Genomic DNA, 17,902 nt, shown 5'->3' on the forward strand with positions numbered 1-17,902 from the left:
TTTTGTATATGTTTTATTTAGTTATACTACACGGTCATGAGCACAATCGCCACACCCATAAGTATAAGCAAAGTATTTCCAACGGCATATGTCACCGTATACCCCATCGCTGGGAGAGTACTGCCTAATGACTCCTGAACTGCACCGAGTGCTGCGGTGGTTGTACGACCTCCGGCACAACATCCGAGATTTATTGCTGGACGGAACTTGAAAATTTTATGACCTATTATGACTCCGAGTATCAGAGGTAGAGATGTGCAGACTATACCTGCCAGAAATAGATCAAAGCCCACTTCCTTTATACCGCTTATAAACGAAGGTCCTGATGTGATGCCTATGACAGCAATAAACATATTAAGCCCAAGGTTATTCATAAGCCATAAAGCCTCTTTAGGTATACGCCCGAATGTGGGATGCTTTGAACGAAGCCATCCGAACACAAGTCCCGCAATCAGAGTGCCTCCACTGGTGCTGAGGCTGATGGGTATATTGCCGGCATGAATCGAAAGAACCCCTATCAGACAGCCTATTACTATACCGAGACCAACAAGGACAAGGTCTGAAGAATTCTTTGGTCGATCCACATATCCGAGTTTGGGCGCGGCAGTATTGACCTCCGACGATAATCCGACAAGAGTCAGGATGTCACCCGCCATAAGTTTAGTCTTGGCAAAGACAGGAACACCCACCCCACCTCGGTCTATTGACTTGATTGACACTCCATACATATATTTCTGTGCACGCAGTTGATCTACAGTGAGTCCAGCAACAGTCTTCTTGGTAATCATCACAGGAATCTGTTCGGCAGGAAAATCAAGCAATTCTGCATCATTGACCTCCGGTCCTATCCAGCTTTCATCCTCTACGATATATTCTCGTCGACCACTAAGCACAATTTCATCACCCTTGGATATCAAGAGATCAGGCTTTGGATCTATAATATTACCTCCGGAACGCACCCGTTCAATGAAAAGACGCTTCCCTTCGGATTTGAGATGCTCTTCTATCCTTGCTACAGTCTGAGGCGAATCAAAAAAGTCAGCCGTTACGCTATAGGCCCGGAATGCAACAGGTCGATTAGCTATTATGTATGCTGGATCAGAAGTCAGTGAACTTTCGTTCATTTCCTTTTCAAGCGCGGCAGTATCGGCCTTCACCTTTTTTATTCCACCGAGCATCAACGGACCAAGATTGGCAAGGATATATGCAGAGCCTATGGTTCCGAACACATAACACACAGCATACGCAACCGGAATAATATCTATCCACGCCTTTTTCTGAGCCGCACTGACACCAAGTGTGCCAACAGTGTCCGTGCCCACTCCTATTACAGCTGAAATTGTCTGCGCACCGGAAAACAAACCTGCCGCTTCACCGACATTATAGCCCATGACCTTAGCGACACCCCAAGTGACAAACAGACACAACATACATAAAACGACTGCAAAAAGCACCTGTTTTATGCCATCGCCACGCAGAGCGCGGAAGAATTGCGGACCCACACTATAGCCTATGGCAAAAAGAAAAAGGAGGAAAAACACATTCTTAATCGGCCCTGGAATAGTGATATCCATCTGACCGACAAGCACGCCGACAAGAAGCACCGACGTCACTACTCCCAGTGAGAATCCTTTGTATTTCAGAGAGCCGATCCAGAATCCAACACCGATGGTAAGAAAAATAGGGATTGATGGATTATCACGACAGGTCTGAACAAACCAATCAAATAGTTCCATAAAAATATAGCTGTTAGTTATGTATAATAGGGATAAACACCTGTCAGGCGTCTGGATATAAAACGCCTGAATACATATGATGGTTCGGATTCCTTCTCAATGTAGAATAAAATATCCAATCTCTTTTTCCTTAAAACCTATGAAAACAAAAACACCCAATTTTACATCCAGTTTTGGATGTAAAATTGAGTGTTATTCACTTAAATTCACAGTGATATGATCGGTATTATAAGTATTGCTGATATTTCTTTACGTACTTCAGGAATAGTCATCAATAGTATTTTATTTGGGAGTTTTCACCAAAACTCTAACTACAAATGGAACAACTGTTTATCTATTGATTCCATTATCGATTATTTCCCAAACTTGAAAAATAATCGACTTTGGGAAATACTTCAAATTTATCAGTTCGAGGATTCGTTTTAACGATTCTTATACCGACAGTCATAATATCAGTCTCCATCTTTGAGTAGGTTTTCAGGATGTTCAAGTTCATCAACGAGCAGGTCTATCGTAGTACATGGCTTGTGGGATTTATAGTCGAGTGTGTGCTCAAAGAATCGGCGTAGTTTTTCAGCTCGCCTTTTTTGCAAGCGCTTCATTCCCGATTTTCTGCAACAATGCGTATATCCCTTTGTCGTTCTGGTGGTATTTGTAATCCTGATAATCCTCATTCCGTCTGATCTCTGTTTCGAGTTTGGCGATATAATCGGCACGGGAAACAGCGGCATCAAGGAAGGTGAAGTGAAGGAGATACCACAGTTCAAAGGCTTCATTTGTCCACCCGGCTTTATATCCTTTTCGTTCGGCAAGTGATATGGCTTCGTTGAAATCGTTGAAGTCATCCTTGTCGAACACTACCCATACACGATCAAATTTCAGTTGCCGCTGCCGTTCCAGTCGTTCTCGAATCTCTTCGGTCTTCTTCACCAATGCACATGTTGAGCGTCCTTCTCCGACAATCTCCTCGGAACGGACCTCCGAATATCTGTCCCTGACAAGTTCCCTGAAATAGTTCAGTTCGGTACGCTCACCCTCGCAAACTACAAGAAAGCGTACGATTTTTTCGCGAGTGGCAACCTTGCGTTTCTTCGCAGCCTTGGCCTCCCGCTTTTCGCGCTTGAGCTGTTCGATTCTTGATTTTGGAAGCTGTCCCATAGTTTAGCTCATGAAAGGAATTGCACCATAGCGACCATTGATATAGTCCTTCTCGATGTTGCGGTCGTTGCGTACTTTATTTCCGGATTCATCACGGAACTCTACCAGAGAGTAAAGTTCTGTCGAGTCGGATTTGTCTTTCTCGGTAAACCAGATCTGGTCACGACGGAGATATTGGATATTTAGTAGATTCGTATCATGAGTCGCAAAAATAAGCTGGGCTCCATTCCTGTTGAACTCCTTGTCCATAAACAGTCCGATTATCTTGCGAGTAAGGAAGGGATGGAGTTTTGCGTCCAGTTCATCGACAACAAGAATCTTCCCGAGTCTTATTGCATCTACAAGCGGACCGGCAATCTCAACCATTTTCTTGGTTCCCTCAGACTCCATCTTGTCAGTCGGAAACTCTTTTTGACCGATGACATTCCCATTCGCGTCGAAAATGTTGTGTACGGTCTTTGAGTCGACCAATTCTTCTTCCCCGGTATTCATGATGACCTGAAGTCCGTTGAAGCCAAGATGGGTCTGATATAGCAGGTTCATGATTTGCGCTTCCGAACATGGAGGTATGTGGCACGCCCCCTTATAGGATAATCCTGTATGGTGCGGTAATCACCAAAACCGTAGGATATTATCTCTTTGTTATACTTGTCTTCGGGAAGTTGCTCTTTCTTTTCGTCAAGCCATATATCAAAGCGGGTATCGCTTTTTTCAAATCGATCGATGTCGAAGTTGTCTATCAGGACTTCGGGGAGGATTGCTCTGAGCAGTTGATCTGGTTTCATTGTGCAAAGATAACACTATACTCTTGATATCCACTCCCGCCCACCGGAAAAATCCGCTGACCCATAAAAAGTAAGGATAAAAGAGCCTAAATTTCACTAATAGATACAAATAAAGCATTGAGAATAAACTTTAATTAGCTTATTTTCAACACTTTATATTGTGTGATCCGAGCGGGCTTTGTGAGAGTGGTGTTATCTTATTGATTATCAATTTGTTGGTTGACGTAATTGAGAAGCAATGTACCACGGTTTGTACCACATTTTCCGCTCTATTTTGGAGGGCAAAATTGCCCTGATTTATCACTACCTGCGAGAGTATCACAAAATTAACACTTATTATCCGAATATTTGCCAATTAAACAATATTTAACTATTAAAAATTGTGGTTCTCATACTTGAACGCCTGTTTTCAGGCAAAAGTTCGGTGGTATGGACAGGTGTCCGGGAGCCTCAAAAAAGGTGGCGAAAAAGGTGGCGCACACTGACCGAAAAAGTGGCGGAAAAGGTGTCTGTAAAAGTGTCCCCAAAGGTGTCCCCATAAGTGTCCGAAAGAGTGTCCCCAAGAGTGTATGTAAATGTGTCTGTATCAGTGACGGTAAATGTGTCGGAAGGCGTGTCTGAAATGGTGGCGGCAGAAGTGGCGGATAAGGTGTCGGTCAAGGTGACGGCAAAGGTGGCGCACATCAGCCGAAATCCGTACTGTTTTTCCCTCTTGTTTCCCAGCATGTAAAATTCCACCGCAGGGAGAAGATTATGCCTACCCTCCTACTTTTCTCCCTTAAAGAAAATTTCACGGAGCAGTCCTGTGTCGATACCGTCTCCACAACGACCGCAATCCTCTCCAGCCGAGCAGAAGCAGCCAACAAATCATACGCCAGACCAGAGACACAATCCGGCAGGCAAGACGTATAATCATTACAAGCGACCATCGGATAAAGCGGAGCAACAATCCTGCAACTATCGCAACAGGCAATAGATATATCATCAATAGAAGTCCGAACATGGTGAGAGATATTATGATGTTCAGATAGTCCGATAATGTCATTTCAACATCATCAAACTACCGCCCGAAGCAATGCTCGAGTATGTAAATATACTAAAATTCAACGACTTATGCAAGTTTTTAAGCCATTATTTTAGTACATATTCATCTGATTTTCACTTCATTTCATGCTCTGACACAAGCCATACCATAGTATATGATAATTTTACTGTCCGCTAAACCATAAAAGGGTGAGTCCAACTTCTTGAACAGCAGAAGTTGGGCTTACTTTTTGTATTTGACAAGCCCCCTCAGCAGTTTTCGGGATCTTCAGGAGGGGATTCCGAGGCCTCTGCGAGCATGATTTTCAAGTCAGCGTCGGGCTGATTTAGGAACTTTTCGAGATTCAGATAATACATCAGTACAATTCTGACGATTGTAGCCAGTCCAGAAAAGCTCCAACGCCTTTGCAAGGTGCTTTGTAAGACCGAGAGCAACAGATTAGCTATGAGCGTTACCCAAATCTGTATTTTTATGGCATTGGCACTTTCGCCATAGAAGTATCGCAAAGGGAAGTTCTGCTTTATCTGCTTGAAAAGCGACTCAATCTGCCATCGGCGACGGTAGATGGCCACGATTGTCTCCAGAGGCATGTCGAAGTCATTGGTGAGAAGCGATATAAGTTTTGGCTTCTTGCCTTTCTTAATGTCAACGTATGTGATTATTCTTGCAATGTGGTTGATGCCGTCTTTACGGAACACTACGACCTGTTCACGGTACTCCATCAGTCCCTGCGGATTCTGGTGCATACAGTCCACAAGTATTTCATAACTGAGGTTTTTCTTCATTTTGGTTACATATACCACCCCTCGATCCGTCAGTTCCTCGAATTTGGCATAGTTGATATATGCACGGTCAAGTGCTACTATCTCGTTGTGGCTGTAATGGCTCGGTGCAAGCATGAAGGAGTCATTGGTCGCTGCCGAAGTGAACTGTACGTCGCAGTGAACGCCCTCGTTGGCATGTATGACCGAGTGTACCTTGATGCCGCCTTTCTTCTTTCCCGTCTTCGGATGACGGCCAACACCCTTGAAAATAGCATTGGAGAACAACGTGATTGTAGTGGAATCGATGATTCTAAGCCGTCTTATCCACTCTTCCGTGCCATTGCGTCGGCTGTCCGAGGAAAGAATGTCTTTATTGGCTGCATACAAGTCGCGGTATACATCTTCAAAGAACTTCTCTGAACGTCTGGCATTTGCATCCGACAAGGTGCTCCGCCTGGGCACAGTGTCAATGCCTACATGATGGAGTTTGCGTACCTCGGCTGTCATAGAAGTCTCTATCTCACGCAATGAATCGAAGCGCTGTATGACAGCATATAGCATCGTAAGCAAATGCGTATAGCCGTCAAAGCTCTTGACATACTTCTCTCCGCCGTGTTTTCGGCTGATTTCAACTATTTTTTCACGATCAAGTGATTTTATCAGCTGACCATATGTCGGCTGTCCGAAGAAATTACTACTTTTACTCATGGTTATTTAAGATAGTTTGGCGACATCAAAATAACCATTTAGGGCTGACTCCTGCAATAGGTGCCAGCCCTAATTTTCAACCGCTACTAAAAAAGTTTAGCGGACAGTAATAATATGATAATGCGATTGTCATGACAGCAACAGCAGTCTCTATCGGATAACGGCAGTATATGATAATAAGAGTATATGATACATAGGGCAAAGCATTATCCTTTGATTATGTACCGGTGTTCCAAGTTGTCAGATAAAAAGATTATGTTCGGAATTTGTGCGCGGTCAACCGGAGTGAGCTAACTTCGCCGTGCGAAGCGAGGTCGGGAGTGCATCGGGGCACCCGTGCCAAAGGTGCAGAATTTGTTAAGCAAGTTGTACTTTTCCCCGGATAAAACGGAGTTTTACCGATGGAAAAGTAACTTGCCTCCATGTCGGGCGGAGAAAATCAGCTCGCAACTCGCCGATTTTTAATCACTGGAAAATATGGAAAAGAGAACCAACAGAATAGAGATTCTATTTACCGATACCGAACTTGAACGGCTCAAAGTACGCTCAAAGGAGTTCAGGAGCATAAGCTCTTATATCCGTGCCGCACTTGTGGAGTTTTCCGACAAGGACGCGAAAGGCCGTATGCAAGCCGTGGAAGAGATGGCCTCGCTCTGCCGGAAATTCAAGGACGAGCTTGGCTGGGCCGGCGGCAATCTCAACCAGGCAATGAAACGCGCCAACGAACTTTCCGTAGCCGGATTGTTGAGCGAGATATATTATAAAGAGGTACTGATACCTTCCATAGATGGCTTGAAGAAGACTATGGATAAAATCATAGCCGAACACTCCGATGTCGTAAGCAAGATAATACGCGGTGTACTGAAGAACGGATAATCCGAACATCCTATGCAACGATAAACGAATTATCATATACTCCGGTTCCTTATACTCACATAATCCCAAACCGTGATTTTTTCTTAATCATATATTCACATGATAGCGACAATACTTCCGTCAAGCACCTGCTTCCATGCGGTCGGATATAATGAACGCAAGGTAGCCAAAGGCTCGGCACATCTGCTGGAAATGAAAAATTTTGATGCGGTCGAAATGATGGGACACCATACCCCCGATGACCTTGTGGCCTATCTTGAAAATTACTCTTCTAAAAATCCGAGAATCAAGAAAGCACAGTTCCACATGGCGTTTTCATGCCGGGGACACGAAAAGACGGAACAGGAGCTTCTGGACTTCGCACATGAATATCTCCGGGAGATGGGATATGGAGAAGAAGGACAGCCCCTGCTGGTTTACGGACATACCGATACTGACAACACCCATATACATATAATAACATCGCGTGTGGCACCGGACGGCAGCAAGATAGACCATAACCATGAACGGGTAAGGTCACAACGTGTGGTCGAGCGGTTGCTTGGAAACGACATTAACGAGAAAGCACGCAGGGATATGGAAGAAGCCCTGTCATATAAATTCACATCCATAACGCAGTTCAAGGCTCTTATGAACTCGCTCGGTTATGAGTGCTACGACAATGATGGAATGGTATCCATAAAACGTGGCGGTGCCGTATGTCTTAAAATACCGCTGGAGGAAATCAGCTCACATTACCGTTCAACGACATTCGACCGTCAGCGCAGGAGACAGCTCCGCGCCATATTCGCCAAATACCGAGACCTGACCGCCAACAAGAAAGAACTCGCCGATGAACTCAAAAGGAAATTCGGTATCGAGCTTGTGTTTTTCGGAAAAAAAGATTCTCCATACGGCTATATGATAATCGACCATAACAAGAAAGCTGTCATCAACGGAGGCAAGATATATCCGATAAAGGAGCTGCTGGATTTTGCGACACCTGATGAACGGTTCGCAAGAATAGACTCACAAATCGACGCCCAGTTAGCAAATGATCCAAAAATCACCATCGGCGAGCTTAACGACATACTGAGCCGCCAGTACAAAGCCTATGTGAAACAGGGGCAGATATGGCGAGGCAGAGACAGCCGTCCTCTCCGCCCCCATATGTGGGAGGCTCTGAGACGCAACAACCGTATTCAATGGGTGGAGTCATTCGCTCCGGCAACGGAAGCGGAGCGGGACTTCCTATGTTCAATCGGCAAGGTGACTGTGCCCCACATGGTGGAAATCAACGGAACAAGGACAACACAATACAATAACCGGCTGTCAGATCTGAGGAGCATATTTGACAGCAGCACAGGTTATATACGCCGTCATACACTCCGCAGTGCAGGATTTACAATCCGGGATATTGAGGGAGAAATGTATGCCTTTGACATGAAAGCCCGCGTTCTTATAAATCTTGAAAACGAGGGTTTCGATATAAGACGTCTCCAGTTTGTCAAAAATCCCGTCGAGGACAAAAAGCAAAACGTGGCGGTCAGACGAAAGCCCGGCTCAGGAATAAGGAAGCCGCATGACGTGGAGTCAGGTCAAGGCCAGAACAGGGAATGGGAAGTAGGCTACAAAGGGGACTATGACAGGATAGATGATGAGTCCTCGATAAGACGATAGCCTGTTTCCGTGACTTCTATCCGGTGACACCGTGTGCGTGATAGCCACTATATTACACGCTCAAATAGCCATTTCAACACAATATCGCATTATCCGATGATGAAAACTGTTCGGAATTTCGGGTTTAGCAATCGGGCCATGATAATTTTGCTCAAAAACCAACCGACAGTTTCTATCAATGGAATCAACCTGTATAATCACATTCGCCAATCAGAAAGGCGGTGTCGGCAAGACAACGCTGTGCGCCCTTTTCGCAAGCTACCTTGTGTCAAGGGGGCACAGTGTGACCGTGTTCGACACCGATCCGCAGCAGTCCATCGTCAAGAAACGCACAGCGGACACCGCCACCTATGCCGGAGTGCCGCTGCCCTATAACGTATATCCTTTCAGCATGAGCAACGAGCCGGCTCTTATCGCGCTGATCGAGAACCTGCACAACTCAGCCGCCGTGGACTTCGCCCTGTTTGACTCGGCAGGCAGTCTCAACGACCAGGCGTTGCTGGCACTTTTCGCCAATACGGATTATTTGCTGACTCCGTTCCACTATGACAACCTGACCGTACCCTCCACCGCTGTATTTGTCGCCATGATAGTCGAATTGAGACGCAGCATCGGAAATGCCATGAAAACGGTACATTATGTAATACCCAATCTTGAAGAACAGGGTGTCGGCACCAAAGAGGAAAAGGAGTTATGGAAGCTCGTGAACAAGAAGCTGAGCGAACACGTGCGTATAGCACCGACCGTTTATAAACGCCAGACATTACGCCGTTTCAGCACAATCTCCGGCATGGACGACCAGATGCTCGTAGTTTCACCGGCCTTCGAACATATTTACAATGACATATTCGGCATACCAAATACAGAAGAAGAATGAACCAGGACACCACATACCCCAAACTGAACGACCTGCTCGGAGGACTCGGCAACCTTGTTCCCGGAGCGGAGACCATGCCACCGGCTCCGGAACCGCATACAGTTCCCGAACCTGAGCCGTCGCCCGACAATGACGATGACTGGGAGCTTTTCAGAAAGAATCTTGCCCTGTATAATTTCAGGGAGAAAAAAGATGACCGCATGATATGCAAGCTCGACCGCGACCTTGCGGACTCCCTCGATGCCTGCGACATCGACCGCAAATGCCGCTCCGATATTGTGAACGCCATAGTCAGGACTTTTGTAAACCGGTATCTTGACAGGCTGCGGCAATTCCGGAAAAACAACAGGTCATTACTCGGCAACACATAAAAACTTACTGGATATGAGAACAATCAAATGGTCTTATGATATGCTCCGCACACTGCGCGAGATGTATCCTCACGACACGAATACACGGATAGCAGCCGCTATCGGTGTAGGTACGAGGTGTGTGGTGGCGAAAGCAGCCGAACTCGGACTTGAAAAGGAACGTGACATCAGACGCAAGGAGGCTGAGAGAATCCTTATGGAGAATTACCGCACTCGTTCCCAGTCCGAACTGTCACGCCTGACAGGATTGAGTCTCCGCACCGTCAAACGCATGGCCGGACGTTTGGGACTGAAACGCGATGCCGATGATGCCTCACGGTTCATTTCCTCCAGACGCAAGGAGATAATACGTCGTGAGAGACTGCGCCTGAGGATAGGACTTGACCCGATAACCAATGTCAAGGTCACAGGCAACCGCCGACGGGCAATCCTACGCAACCGGCTCAAACAATACGGATATGTGGTCATGCGTGGCAACGACACCGTATTTTTCAGTCCTGACATGGCACGCTGTTCAAGACACGAGGACAGAGGCGCATCCCTCGGTCTTACTTTTCTTCCCTTGCCGCAACAACAATCATTCACAACAAAAATAATCTGATAATCATGTTCGGAACTATTTTTACCTGCCTGACAGCCGTACTCATATTATATTATGCAGTCCTTGTCTGTATGGATCTTTTCATAAAGCCTACGGGAGCCTCCGATGAATCAGGCACACCCGATGAAGCTGAGATCGACATTTCCGATGAAGCAAACTCATTCAAGGCTATAGAAATCAAGCGCGGCCAACAGAGTGCCAAGAAACCGGTCAAGGCTCCGGTCGAGAAACCGACCCTCTCCAAGCCGCTGATGACAAATTATCTTCCGGTTGAACAGCTTGCAAGAAAAGCCCGCAACATCACCAGTTCTGAAGATGCCTCCCTCGCCGGCCTCGGAGAAATCATCATCAAATGTGAGTCCGCTGCCTGAAATAACCTGACATACCGCTAATCATTTTGTATCACATAAACCCTCTCTCCCCAACCGATGCCTTTATTGAACTAAGTTGTCTTTACTGCCCGACACTGCCTTTAACGCCCTGCATTGCCTTTAACGCCCGATAACCTTTTCAAGAACTTATCAATCAGCGTATATGCAGAAAATCAAATCAAAGTGTCAGCGTGCTGTCTCACGCCTCGGCAACTCAGCCTTCGCCCGTAAGGGTATGCTTGCTATGGGCGCGGTGATGCTCACCGTGTCCGACATGATGGCCGCCAGCAAGGGTGCGGCAGGCTTCACCAAAGCCACACAGGAGGTAAGCTCCTACCAGACCCCTGTCTCCAATCTCATGAAGGCGATCGCCGCAGTGATTGTCCTCGTGGGTGCCTTCAACGTCTATTTCAAGATGCAGAACGGCGACCAGGATGTCAAGAAGACCATCATGCTCACCATCGGCGGCTGTATCGCCTTCATCGCACTGAGCGAGGCTCTTCCGCTCTTCTTCAAGTAAGCAACCGCAGATCCATACAGTCATGGCGATATACAACGACGGCTATCCGGTTTACAAAGGGTTACAGAAACCACTGGAGTTCATGGGAATACGCGGACGGTTCCTGACATTGGCGGCTGCCGCCATAGGAGTGTCCTTCGTGGGGTTCATAGTGTTCTCCATCGCATTGGGAAAGCTCGCGGGGTTTATCGCCATGCTTGTAATGGCCGCCGCAGGGCTGGTGACAATATATGTCAAGCAGCGCGGCGGACTGCACAACAAGCGGAAAGACCGTGGAATCTTTATTTATCACAATTTATTCAAGCATTGAATGGCAAAGGAAAACAAAAAAGTCTTCGACGGGATATACGCCCAGTTGGAGGAAACGGACGGTAATGTCGTGCTGTTCGACGCAAAGGGGGCCCCCTCTGTCATCTTTGAAATGACAAATCCTGTTCTCCGGCTGTGTACCGACTCGGAGCGGTACATGGTATTTCAGGACGTGCTGGCAAACATCGTCCAGACGCTCGGCGAGGGCTATGCCTTGCAGAAGCAGGACATATTCTGCCGCCAGCGTTACCACCGCGACGTGCCCGAAGATGCGGAGTTCCTGACCCGGAGCTATTTCAATTACTTCGAGGGCCGTGAGTTCACTGAAATCACAACCTATCTGATAGTGACACAGGAGGCGCAGCGCGGACAGTTCGTGCAATACGACCCCAAGAAATGGCTCGACTTCCATTCAAAGGTCGCCAAAGTTGACGACATCCTCACCGAGAAAGGGATAAGCCACCGCAAGCTGACTAAGCCGGAGGTCAACGAGTATCTGCACCGCTTCATGGCGTTCCATTTCCAGCACGGGCCATTCTCCATGACAAATTTCAAGGCTTCCGACGAATACCTGCGGACAGGCAACCGCATTATCCGCTCATATCCCCTTGTGGATATTGACGAGATAAATCTCCCTTCGGTAGTGAAGCCATATACCGAGATGAGTGTCAACGGCTATCCCGTGGCTACCGATGTGTTCTCTTTCCTTGCCGAAGTGCCGCACGCCGACTGCGTGGTATTCAATCAGGTGGTGCAGATACCGGGCCAGCGGAAGCTGCTCCGAAAACTGCAAGGAAAGGCGAAGCGTCACGGCTCCATGCCCGATCCGAGCAACAAGATAGCGAAAGCCGACATCGAGGAAGTTCTCAATATCCTTGCCGTTGACTCTTCCCTTCTTGTCAACACCAATTTCAACATCATAGTGAGCTGTCCTCCCGACAAGGTTACACCAGTCACATCGTTTCTGGAAACCAAACTCTACGAGTGCGGCATAATGCCGTCACGCACAGCCTACAACCAGCTGGAGCTGTTCATCAACTCCTTTCCGGGCTGCGCCTACGGCTTCAATCCCGACTATGACCTGTTCCTCACACTGTCGGACTCTGCACTGTGCCTTTTCTTCAAGGAACACCTCAAAGGGTGCGAGGACACGCCGCTCACCACATTCTACACCGACCGCCAGGGACTCCCGGTGTGCATAGACATAACCGGCAAGGAGGGCAAGGTGAAGATGACCGACAACGCCAACTTCTTCTGTATAGGCCCTTCCGGTTCCGGCAAGTCCTTCCACATGGAGTTTCGGAGGTCAAAACGGCGACAAACGGCTGCAAAAATCAGCGTTATAATATCTTGATTTTCAGCTAATAGATTTTAACAAACGAGATTTTCGCCTGTTGGCGATTCGTCCTTTTCGGAGTATTTTTGTACCGCGATTGTACCACGCGAGAGGGGTCACACGGCACGACTTTCTTTCAGCAACGTGCAACAGCTTTCAAGAGCGTGCAACAAATTTCTTCGATAATGGACCGTCAAATTAAACACAATTTAACAGGTCAGCCCGACTACGGCTGGGGCATGACCGACAAGCCTTTCCTCACCATCGGGGAAGTGGCAGACATCCTGCAAGTGAGCAGCCGGACTGTGTATAACCTCATTTACAAAGGCACTCTCCGGGCTTGCAGACTGACATACCACATCACTATCATCACCAAGGAGGATTTCTTCATGATGATTAGAGAAACAACCTACTGCAAGCGGAGCGTTTCAATCTTCGCCAAGCAGGGTAAAAAGACAAAAAAGAAGATGAACGAAGACATACAGAACTCAGAGAAAGACCTTTCCCAAAAGGAGGGAAAGAAGAAAGCCAAGGGCAGCACGAAACGGCAGCTCATTCCGGCGGCTAACTACAAACAGTCCGTGCGTGACACGTTCACGGATATGGAGAGTGCCGGAGGCGACCTTTATACGATGGCTGAGATATGCCAAAAGTACAATTATACCTACGGACGGTTTTACAACCTCCGTATGCGCTACTCGATACCCTGTATCAAAGCCAACGCTACCAAGTGCTTCCCGAAAGCGGAGGTTGACAAGGCTATGGCTGAGGAAGCGGAACGGCTTGGAAACAACCTGTCGGAGCATTGGTATTCCTGTTTCGACATCATGCGCCTTTTCGGTCTCGGCAAGACCCAAGTCCGCAGGTTCGCGCTTACCCACGGTGTAAGGACGAAGCGCATACACGGCAACCGCCTGTACTATCTCAAAGCCGACTGGGACGCGGCACGGAAGATTGCGGAGCGCAACAGCGCAAGCACGAAAGCCAAGAGAGAGCAGGACAGTGAATCAAGCAACAAATAATACTACAAGGATATGACAAACATCTGCACGAAAGTGACGGTCAGGAAACGACCCATCAAGAACGGTCAGGTATCGCTGTACCTTGACTTCTACCCACCTGTACGGCATCCGAAGACAGGCAAGCCGACAAGACGGGAATATCTCGGCATATACATCTATGCCAATCCCTCGGACAAATTCGAGGCGGAGTTCAACAAGACCATGCTCCGCAATGCCGAGCTTATCAAATGCCGCAGGACCGAAGCCATCATCAACGAGGAGTACGGCTTCCTTGACCGTAACCGGGGCAAGGAGAGCTTTCTTGAATACTTCCGCTCAAAGATGGCGGACGATGACAATTTCAGGAACTGGAACACCGCCTACAAACACTTTGAAAAGTATTGCTGCGGAAGCTGCACCTTCGATGACCTGACACTTGAATACTGCCAGGGATTCCTTACCTACCTGCTGTCGCTCACCACCCAGACCAAAGGAAAGATGATGGCTTCGACCGCCAACAACAACCTTAACAAGCTGAAATGCGTTCTCCGCATCGCCTACGAGGAAAGACGGATAAAGGAGAACATCGCCCCACGGCTGAAACACGCCAAGGAAGCCAGTACAAGGCGTGAGTTCCTGACGCTTGAAGAGGTCAGGATGCTTGCGGATACCCCTTGCGAGAAGCCTGTCATACGGAGCGCCGCACTGTTCTCCTGCCTTACGGGACTGCGTATCAGTGACATCATACGCTTACAGTGGGAGAACATCATAAAGGGGGCTGACGGTGGATGGTGTATGCACATCGTTACCAAGAAGACAAGGACGGAAGCCGTGCTGCCGCTTTCGGATGAAGCACTCGCACTGTGCGGAGAACGCACAGAGGGACAGGTGTTCAAGGGGCTGACGCAGACCATACTTCCTCTCTATCTCAAAGACTGGATTAAGTCCGCCGGGATAACGAAGCACATCACGTTCCACGGGTTCAGGCACACATACGCAACCCTGCAACTCGCCGCCGGAACAGACCTCTACACCATATCAAAGATGCTCACTCACAGCAATGTGGGAACGACACAGGTCTATGCCGATGTCGTTAGCGACCTGAAGCGCAAGGCATCCGAACAGATTACACTCAAACAGCAATAAACACACAACAGTATATGAACAACATAACATTTGAACAACTGCCGCAGGCGGTCTCCATGCTGATTGAAAAGGTGGGGCTGCTCACCGACAAGGTGGAGAAAGTGCTCGGCATGACACCGCAGCAGCATGGCGAGTGTCGCACCCTGCTTACCCTTAATGAAGTCGCGGCACTTCTCGGCAAATCGGCATCCACCATCTATGCCATGACTTCCGACAAGCGTATCCCGTACCACAAGCGGGGCAACAAGCTCTATTTCTTCCAAAATGAAATCATCGCATGGATTGAACAGGGAGGGACTTCGGGAGTAGCCAGCGAGAGCGAGATTGAAAGACGGCTTGAGGAACTGCGCAACAGTAAGAAGCGCAAGCCGGGAGCGTTGACGGACGGCAACAGCCGGATGTCCGCAGTAGCACCATAATGTCACAGTCTATGAGCAACGAGATACAGAACATACACTACTGCATCATACTCTCATCCGGACAGTGGGATTTTCTTTTGGAAGGCAGGTTTTCCCCTCTCAGGCAAAAGTGCCTCTACCGCCTGATGAACGGAGCTGTGCGGACAAGAACCGCTTATAAAATCAAGGGCATTGATATTGTTTTGGAGGTGGGTCAGGTGGCGGCTTCCGATGTGGAATTAGCGAAGTTTTTGGACTGCAACCGTAAGACGGTCGGCAAGCTCATCGACAGTTTCAACCGCCTCGGTATGCTGACCACCCGGACCAACAACCGCACTTCCGTTCATTCTCTGCATTTTCTCACAGGATGGTATGTCGGAGGTGTCCTTATTACTAATCCCCATTATATCAGACCTTCGGCTGCCGCCAAAGGACAGACGGGCGAGGTGCGGACACCTGTTTCCGACAGTCTGCCGTCAGAGGATGAACCGGGAGGCGCAGCCGTTGACTGCCACACAAGAGGGAAGAAAACGGACAGCTTGGCGACAGGCGCGGCATCCCTTTCTTCTTCCCTTCTTTTGTCAGGCAGTTCCAATTCGTCAGCCGATGTGCATGACGGCGGTAGCCATAATCCGCCCTCCGATATGTTCATGGCGGACACAGCCGCAAATTCGCATATCATAGACAGTGATGACATGGCATCCGGCGGGAACGGCACAGGAAGCCACAGCGAGGCGCAGGACGGCACGGACGGAGGCAGGGTAACTCCGGGCATAGGCTCGGCAGGTCGGGAAGTGCAGGGCGCGGTTTTGAGTGGTACTCAGTTGTCGTGGGGTGACTGACTGGGCTTGCCCAGATATGGCCCATTAGCCAATGTATGCAAAAGAAGGGAAAATAAAAGCGGAGAAAATCTATATAAATGCTGATTATTAGATGCTTCCGTAAATCAGATGATTTCTGATACATTCCTTAAAAATCACTATTATTCTTCATTTTTGTTACCTAAAACGATACTCATTTGCGGATTATTTCGTACCTTTGCAGGTGAATATAAGACACTGAAGGACAATGGGAAGAAAAAGGAAATCACTGGTGGAGAAATCCCCGTTCAAGTTACGCCGCCGCAAACTGGCAGACGGACGCATGTCCCTGTTCCTCGACCGCAGCGTGGACGGCGGGCACGAGTACGAGTTCCTGCAACTCTACCTCCTGCCCGAAACCTCTTCTACAGCGAAGCGTCAGAACGCGCGCACACTCCGGGATGCGGAAGAAATCTTGCAAGCGAGAACCGAAGCCCTGTTGAATGCAAAAGCCCAAATGGAACTTGCCGGTTCCGGTATGGGGATGCTACTTTCGGACTGGCTTCAAACTTGTTATGACAACCACGAAAAACGGGGTTTAAGAGACATGGGTAGCATCAGCAACGTGAAAAAGGCTTTGCATATGTTCCGTCCTGACACCCGCCTTTCGGATATTGACAGGCAGTTCTGCCTTGACATGATTGACTGGTTCCGCAACACATACAAGCACCGCCTGACAGGGAAGCCCGTCAGCGCGAGAACCGCAGACACCTATTGCCAGACTTTCCGCACCATGCTCAACGAAGCGGTACGCGAAGGACTCATAGACAAGAACCCGTGGAACAGACTTGAGACCATCGAGAAGATAAAGAAGCCGGAAAGCAAGCGTGAATATCTGACTATTGACGAGATACGGAGCATGATTACCACGGACTGCCCCAACGAACTTGTGAAGAGGGCTTATCTGTTCTCCTGTTTTACAGGTCTTCGCATCAGCGATATCAGAAACCTCAAATGGGGTGATGTTTATACCGAGAACGGGCAGACATTCGTTTCGGTCGTGATGAAGAAGACCACCAAGCCGTTATACATTCCCCTGTCAGGACAGGCATTGAAATGGATGCCCGAAAAAGGAGATAGCACCTTTGATGATTATGTGTTCGGCAACCTCGTCAATTACGGTAACGTGAACGAGAACCTGAAAAAGTGGGCGGAGGCGGCAGGAATCAGGAAGCATATCTCCTATCATACAAGCAGGCACTCCTTCGCAACGATGATGCTCACCCTCGGAGCGGACTTGTACACCGTGTCGAAACTGCTGGGACACAGCTCGGTCAAGCACACCCAGATATACGCGAGGATAATCGACCGGAAGAAGGACGAGGCGGTGAACCTTGCGGATTCCGTATTCTGAAATCATAAATCGTAATACCTTATTATA

Annotated in this window: 18 protein-coding genes and 1 pseudogene; 14 read left to right on the top strand and 5 right to left on the bottom strand. The window is 48.2% G+C overall.

What is annotated here, in order from left to right:
- Positions 1-26: 26 nt before the first annotated feature.
- The 5 genes from aspT to EZ315_RS14610 all read right to left on the bottom strand — a co-directional run bounded on the left by aspT (position 27) and on the right by EZ315_RS14610 (position 6,196).
- Positions 27-1,736 (bottom strand): aspartate-alanine antiporter, encoded by a 1,710-nt coding sequence (gene aspT, locus EZ315_RS14590; protein ID WP_135472729.1) that lies wholly within the window; start codon positions 1,734-1,736, stop codon positions 27-29.
- A gap of 573 nt (positions 1,737-2,309) precedes the next feature.
- Positions 2,310-2,894, bottom strand: coding sequence for an RloB family protein (locus EZ315_RS14595; protein WP_317129923.1), 585 nt, complete (start codon positions 2,892-2,894; stop codon positions 2,310-2,312).
- 3 nt (positions 2,895-2,897) lie between these two features.
- Positions 2,898-3,437, bottom strand: a complete 540-nt coding sequence (locus EZ315_RS14600) for an AAA family ATPase (RefSeq protein WP_135472730.1) — start codon at positions 3,435-3,437, stop codon at positions 2,898-2,900.
- Positions 3,434-3,679 (bottom strand): ISAon1 family transposase N-terminal region protein, encoded by a 246-nt coding sequence (locus tag EZ315_RS14605; protein WP_242452616.1) that lies wholly within the window; start codon positions 3,677-3,679, stop codon positions 3,434-3,436. The genes EZ315_RS14600 and EZ315_RS14605 overlap by 4 nt, the downstream gene beginning before the upstream one ends.
- Positions 3,680-4,972: 1,293 nt before the next feature.
- A complete protein-coding gene (locus tag EZ315_RS14610) occupies positions 4,973-6,196 on the bottom strand; it encodes an IS4 family transposase (protein WP_124076696.1) in 1,224 nt (407 codons plus the stop codon).
- A 477-nt stretch (positions 6,197-6,673) separates the two neighbouring features.
- Between EZ315_RS14610 and EZ315_RS14615 the strand changes: the two genes are divergently transcribed.
- The 14 genes and pseudogenes from EZ315_RS14615 (at position 6,674) to EZ315_RS14680 (ending at position 17,875) form a co-directional block, all read left to right on the top strand.
- A complete protein-coding gene (locus EZ315_RS14615; RefSeq protein WP_135472731.1) occupies positions 6,674-7,072 on the top strand; it encodes a hypothetical protein in 399 nt (132 codons plus the stop codon).
- Positions 7,073-7,171: 99 nt separating this feature from the next.
- On the top strand, positions 7,172-8,731 hold the full coding sequence (locus EZ315_RS14620; RefSeq protein ID WP_135472732.1) for a relaxase/mobilization nuclease domain-containing protein: 1,560 nt from the start codon (positions 7,172-7,174) through the stop codon (positions 8,729-8,731).
- 178 nt (positions 8,732-8,909) lie between these two features.
- Positions 8,910-9,608 carry a ParA family protein gene (locus EZ315_RS14625; RefSeq protein ID WP_135472733.1) on the top strand — a complete coding sequence of 233 codons (699 nt, stop codon included), beginning with the start codon at positions 8,910-8,912 and terminating at the stop codon, positions 9,606-9,608.
- Positions 9,605-9,979 (top strand): hypothetical protein, encoded by a 375-nt coding sequence (locus EZ315_RS14630; RefSeq protein ID WP_135472734.1) that lies wholly within the window; start codon positions 9,605-9,607, stop codon positions 9,977-9,979. Before EZ315_RS14625 ends, EZ315_RS14630 begins: the two co-directional genes overlap by 4 nt.
- A 13-nt stretch (positions 9,980-9,992) precedes the next feature.
- The gene (locus EZ315_RS14635) at positions 9,993-10,580 is read left to right on the top strand and encodes a hypothetical protein (RefSeq protein ID WP_135472735.1); all 588 of its coding nucleotides are present in this window, start codon (positions 9,993-9,995) and stop codon (positions 10,578-10,580) included.
- A gap of 5 nt (positions 10,581-10,585) precedes the next feature.
- Positions 10,586-10,951, top strand: a complete 366-nt coding sequence (locus EZ315_RS14640; protein WP_135472736.1) for a hypothetical protein — start codon at positions 10,586-10,588, stop codon at positions 10,949-10,951.
- A gap of 163 nt (positions 10,952-11,114) precedes the next feature.
- Positions 11,115-11,471: a DUF4134 domain-containing protein gene (locus EZ315_RS14645; RefSeq protein WP_135472737.1), complete on the top strand. Its 357-nt coding sequence runs from the start codon at positions 11,115-11,117 to the stop codon at positions 11,469-11,471.
- 22 nt (positions 11,472-11,493) lie between these two features.
- The gene (locus EZ315_RS14650) at positions 11,494-11,781 is read left to right on the top strand and encodes a DUF4133 domain-containing protein (RefSeq protein ID WP_032942047.1); all 288 of its coding nucleotides are present in this window, start codon (positions 11,494-11,496) and stop codon (positions 11,779-11,781) included.
- A pseudogene (locus EZ315_RS14655) lies at positions 11,782-13,074 on the top strand (TraG family conjugative transposon ATPase); the annotation flags it as partial.
- 227 nt (positions 13,075-13,301) lie between these two features.
- Entirely contained in the window at positions 13,302-14,138 is an 837-nt protein-coding gene (locus EZ315_RS14660; protein WP_135472738.1) for a helix-turn-helix domain-containing protein, read from the top strand.
- Between the two features lie 12 nt (positions 14,139-14,150).
- Positions 14,151-15,263 (top strand): site-specific integrase, encoded by a 1,113-nt coding sequence (locus EZ315_RS14665; RefSeq protein WP_128703048.1) that lies wholly within the window; start codon positions 14,151-14,153, stop codon positions 15,261-15,263.
- Between the two features lie 14 nt (positions 15,264-15,277).
- Positions 15,278-15,682, top strand: a complete 405-nt coding sequence (locus EZ315_RS14670) for a helix-turn-helix domain-containing protein (RefSeq protein ID WP_128703046.1) — start codon at positions 15,278-15,280, stop codon at positions 15,680-15,682.
- An 11-nt stretch (positions 15,683-15,693) separates the two neighbouring features.
- On the top strand, positions 15,694-16,503 hold the full coding sequence (locus EZ315_RS14675; protein WP_242452617.1) for a hypothetical protein: 810 nt from the start codon (positions 15,694-15,696) through the stop codon (positions 16,501-16,503).
- Between the two features lie 226 nt (positions 16,504-16,729).
- Positions 16,730-17,875, top strand: coding sequence for a site-specific integrase (locus tag EZ315_RS14680; RefSeq protein WP_135472740.1), 1,146 nt, complete (start codon positions 16,730-16,732; stop codon positions 17,873-17,875).
- Positions 17,876-17,902 lie beyond the last annotated feature (27 nt).

The organism is Duncaniella freteri, from assembly GCF_004766125.1.
GTDB lineage: Bacteria > Bacteroidota > Bacteroidia > Bacteroidales > Muribaculaceae > Duncaniella > Duncaniella freteri.

Bases quoted from the DNA above. Each gene is read 5' to 3' on its own strand.
- aspT (WP_135472729.1), bottom strand. From the start codon at position 1,736: ATGGAACTATTTGATTGGTTTGTTCAGACCTGTCGTGATAATCCATCA.
- EZ315_RS14595 (WP_317129923.1), bottom strand. From the start codon at position 2,894: ATGGGACAGCTTCCAAAATCAAGAATCGAACAGCTCAAGCGCGAAAAG.
- EZ315_RS14600 (WP_135472730.1), bottom strand. From the start codon at position 3,437: ATGAACCTGCTATATCAGACCCATCTTGGCTTCAACGGACTTCAGGTC.
- EZ315_RS14605 (WP_242452616.1), bottom strand. From the start codon at position 3,679: ATGAAACCAGATCAACTGCTCAGAGCAATCCTCCCCGAAGTCCTGATA.
- EZ315_RS14610 (WP_124076696.1), bottom strand. From the start codon at position 6,196: ATGAGTAAAAGTAGTAATTTCTTCGGACAGCCGACATATGGTCAGCTG.
- EZ315_RS14615 (WP_135472731.1), top strand. From the start codon at position 6,674: ATGGAAAAGAGAACCAACAGAATAGAGATTCTATTTACCGATACCGAA.
- EZ315_RS14620 (WP_135472732.1), top strand. From the start codon at position 7,172: ATGATAGCGACAATACTTCCGTCAAGCACCTGCTTCCATGCGGTCGGA.
- EZ315_RS14625 (WP_135472733.1), top strand. From the start codon at position 8,910: ATGGAATCAACCTGTATAATCACATTCGCCAATCAGAAAGGCGGTGTC.
- EZ315_RS14630 (WP_135472734.1), top strand. From the start codon at position 9,605: ATGAACCAGGACACCACATACCCCAAACTGAACGACCTGCTCGGAGGA.
- EZ315_RS14635 (WP_135472735.1), top strand. From the start codon at position 9,993: ATGAGAACAATCAAATGGTCTTATGATATGCTCCGCACACTGCGCGAG.
- EZ315_RS14640 (WP_135472736.1), top strand. From the start codon at position 10,586: ATGTTCGGAACTATTTTTACCTGCCTGACAGCCGTACTCATATTATAT.
- EZ315_RS14645 (WP_135472737.1), top strand. From the start codon at position 11,115: ATGCAGAAAATCAAATCAAAGTGTCAGCGTGCTGTCTCACGCCTCGGC.
- EZ315_RS14650 (WP_032942047.1), top strand. From the start codon at position 11,494: ATGGCGATATACAACGACGGCTATCCGGTTTACAAAGGGTTACAGAAA.
- EZ315_RS14660 (WP_135472738.1), top strand. From the start codon at position 13,302: ATGGACCGTCAAATTAAACACAATTTAACAGGTCAGCCCGACTACGGC.
- EZ315_RS14665 (WP_128703048.1), top strand. From the start codon at position 14,151: ATGACAAACATCTGCACGAAAGTGACGGTCAGGAAACGACCCATCAAG.
- EZ315_RS14670 (WP_128703046.1), top strand. From the start codon at position 15,278: ATGAACAACATAACATTTGAACAACTGCCGCAGGCGGTCTCCATGCTG.
- EZ315_RS14675 (WP_242452617.1), top strand. From the start codon at position 15,694: ATGAGCAACGAGATACAGAACATACACTACTGCATCATACTCTCATCC.
- EZ315_RS14680 (WP_135472740.1), top strand. From the start codon at position 16,730: ATGGGAAGAAAAAGGAAATCACTGGTGGAGAAATCCCCGTTCAAGTTA.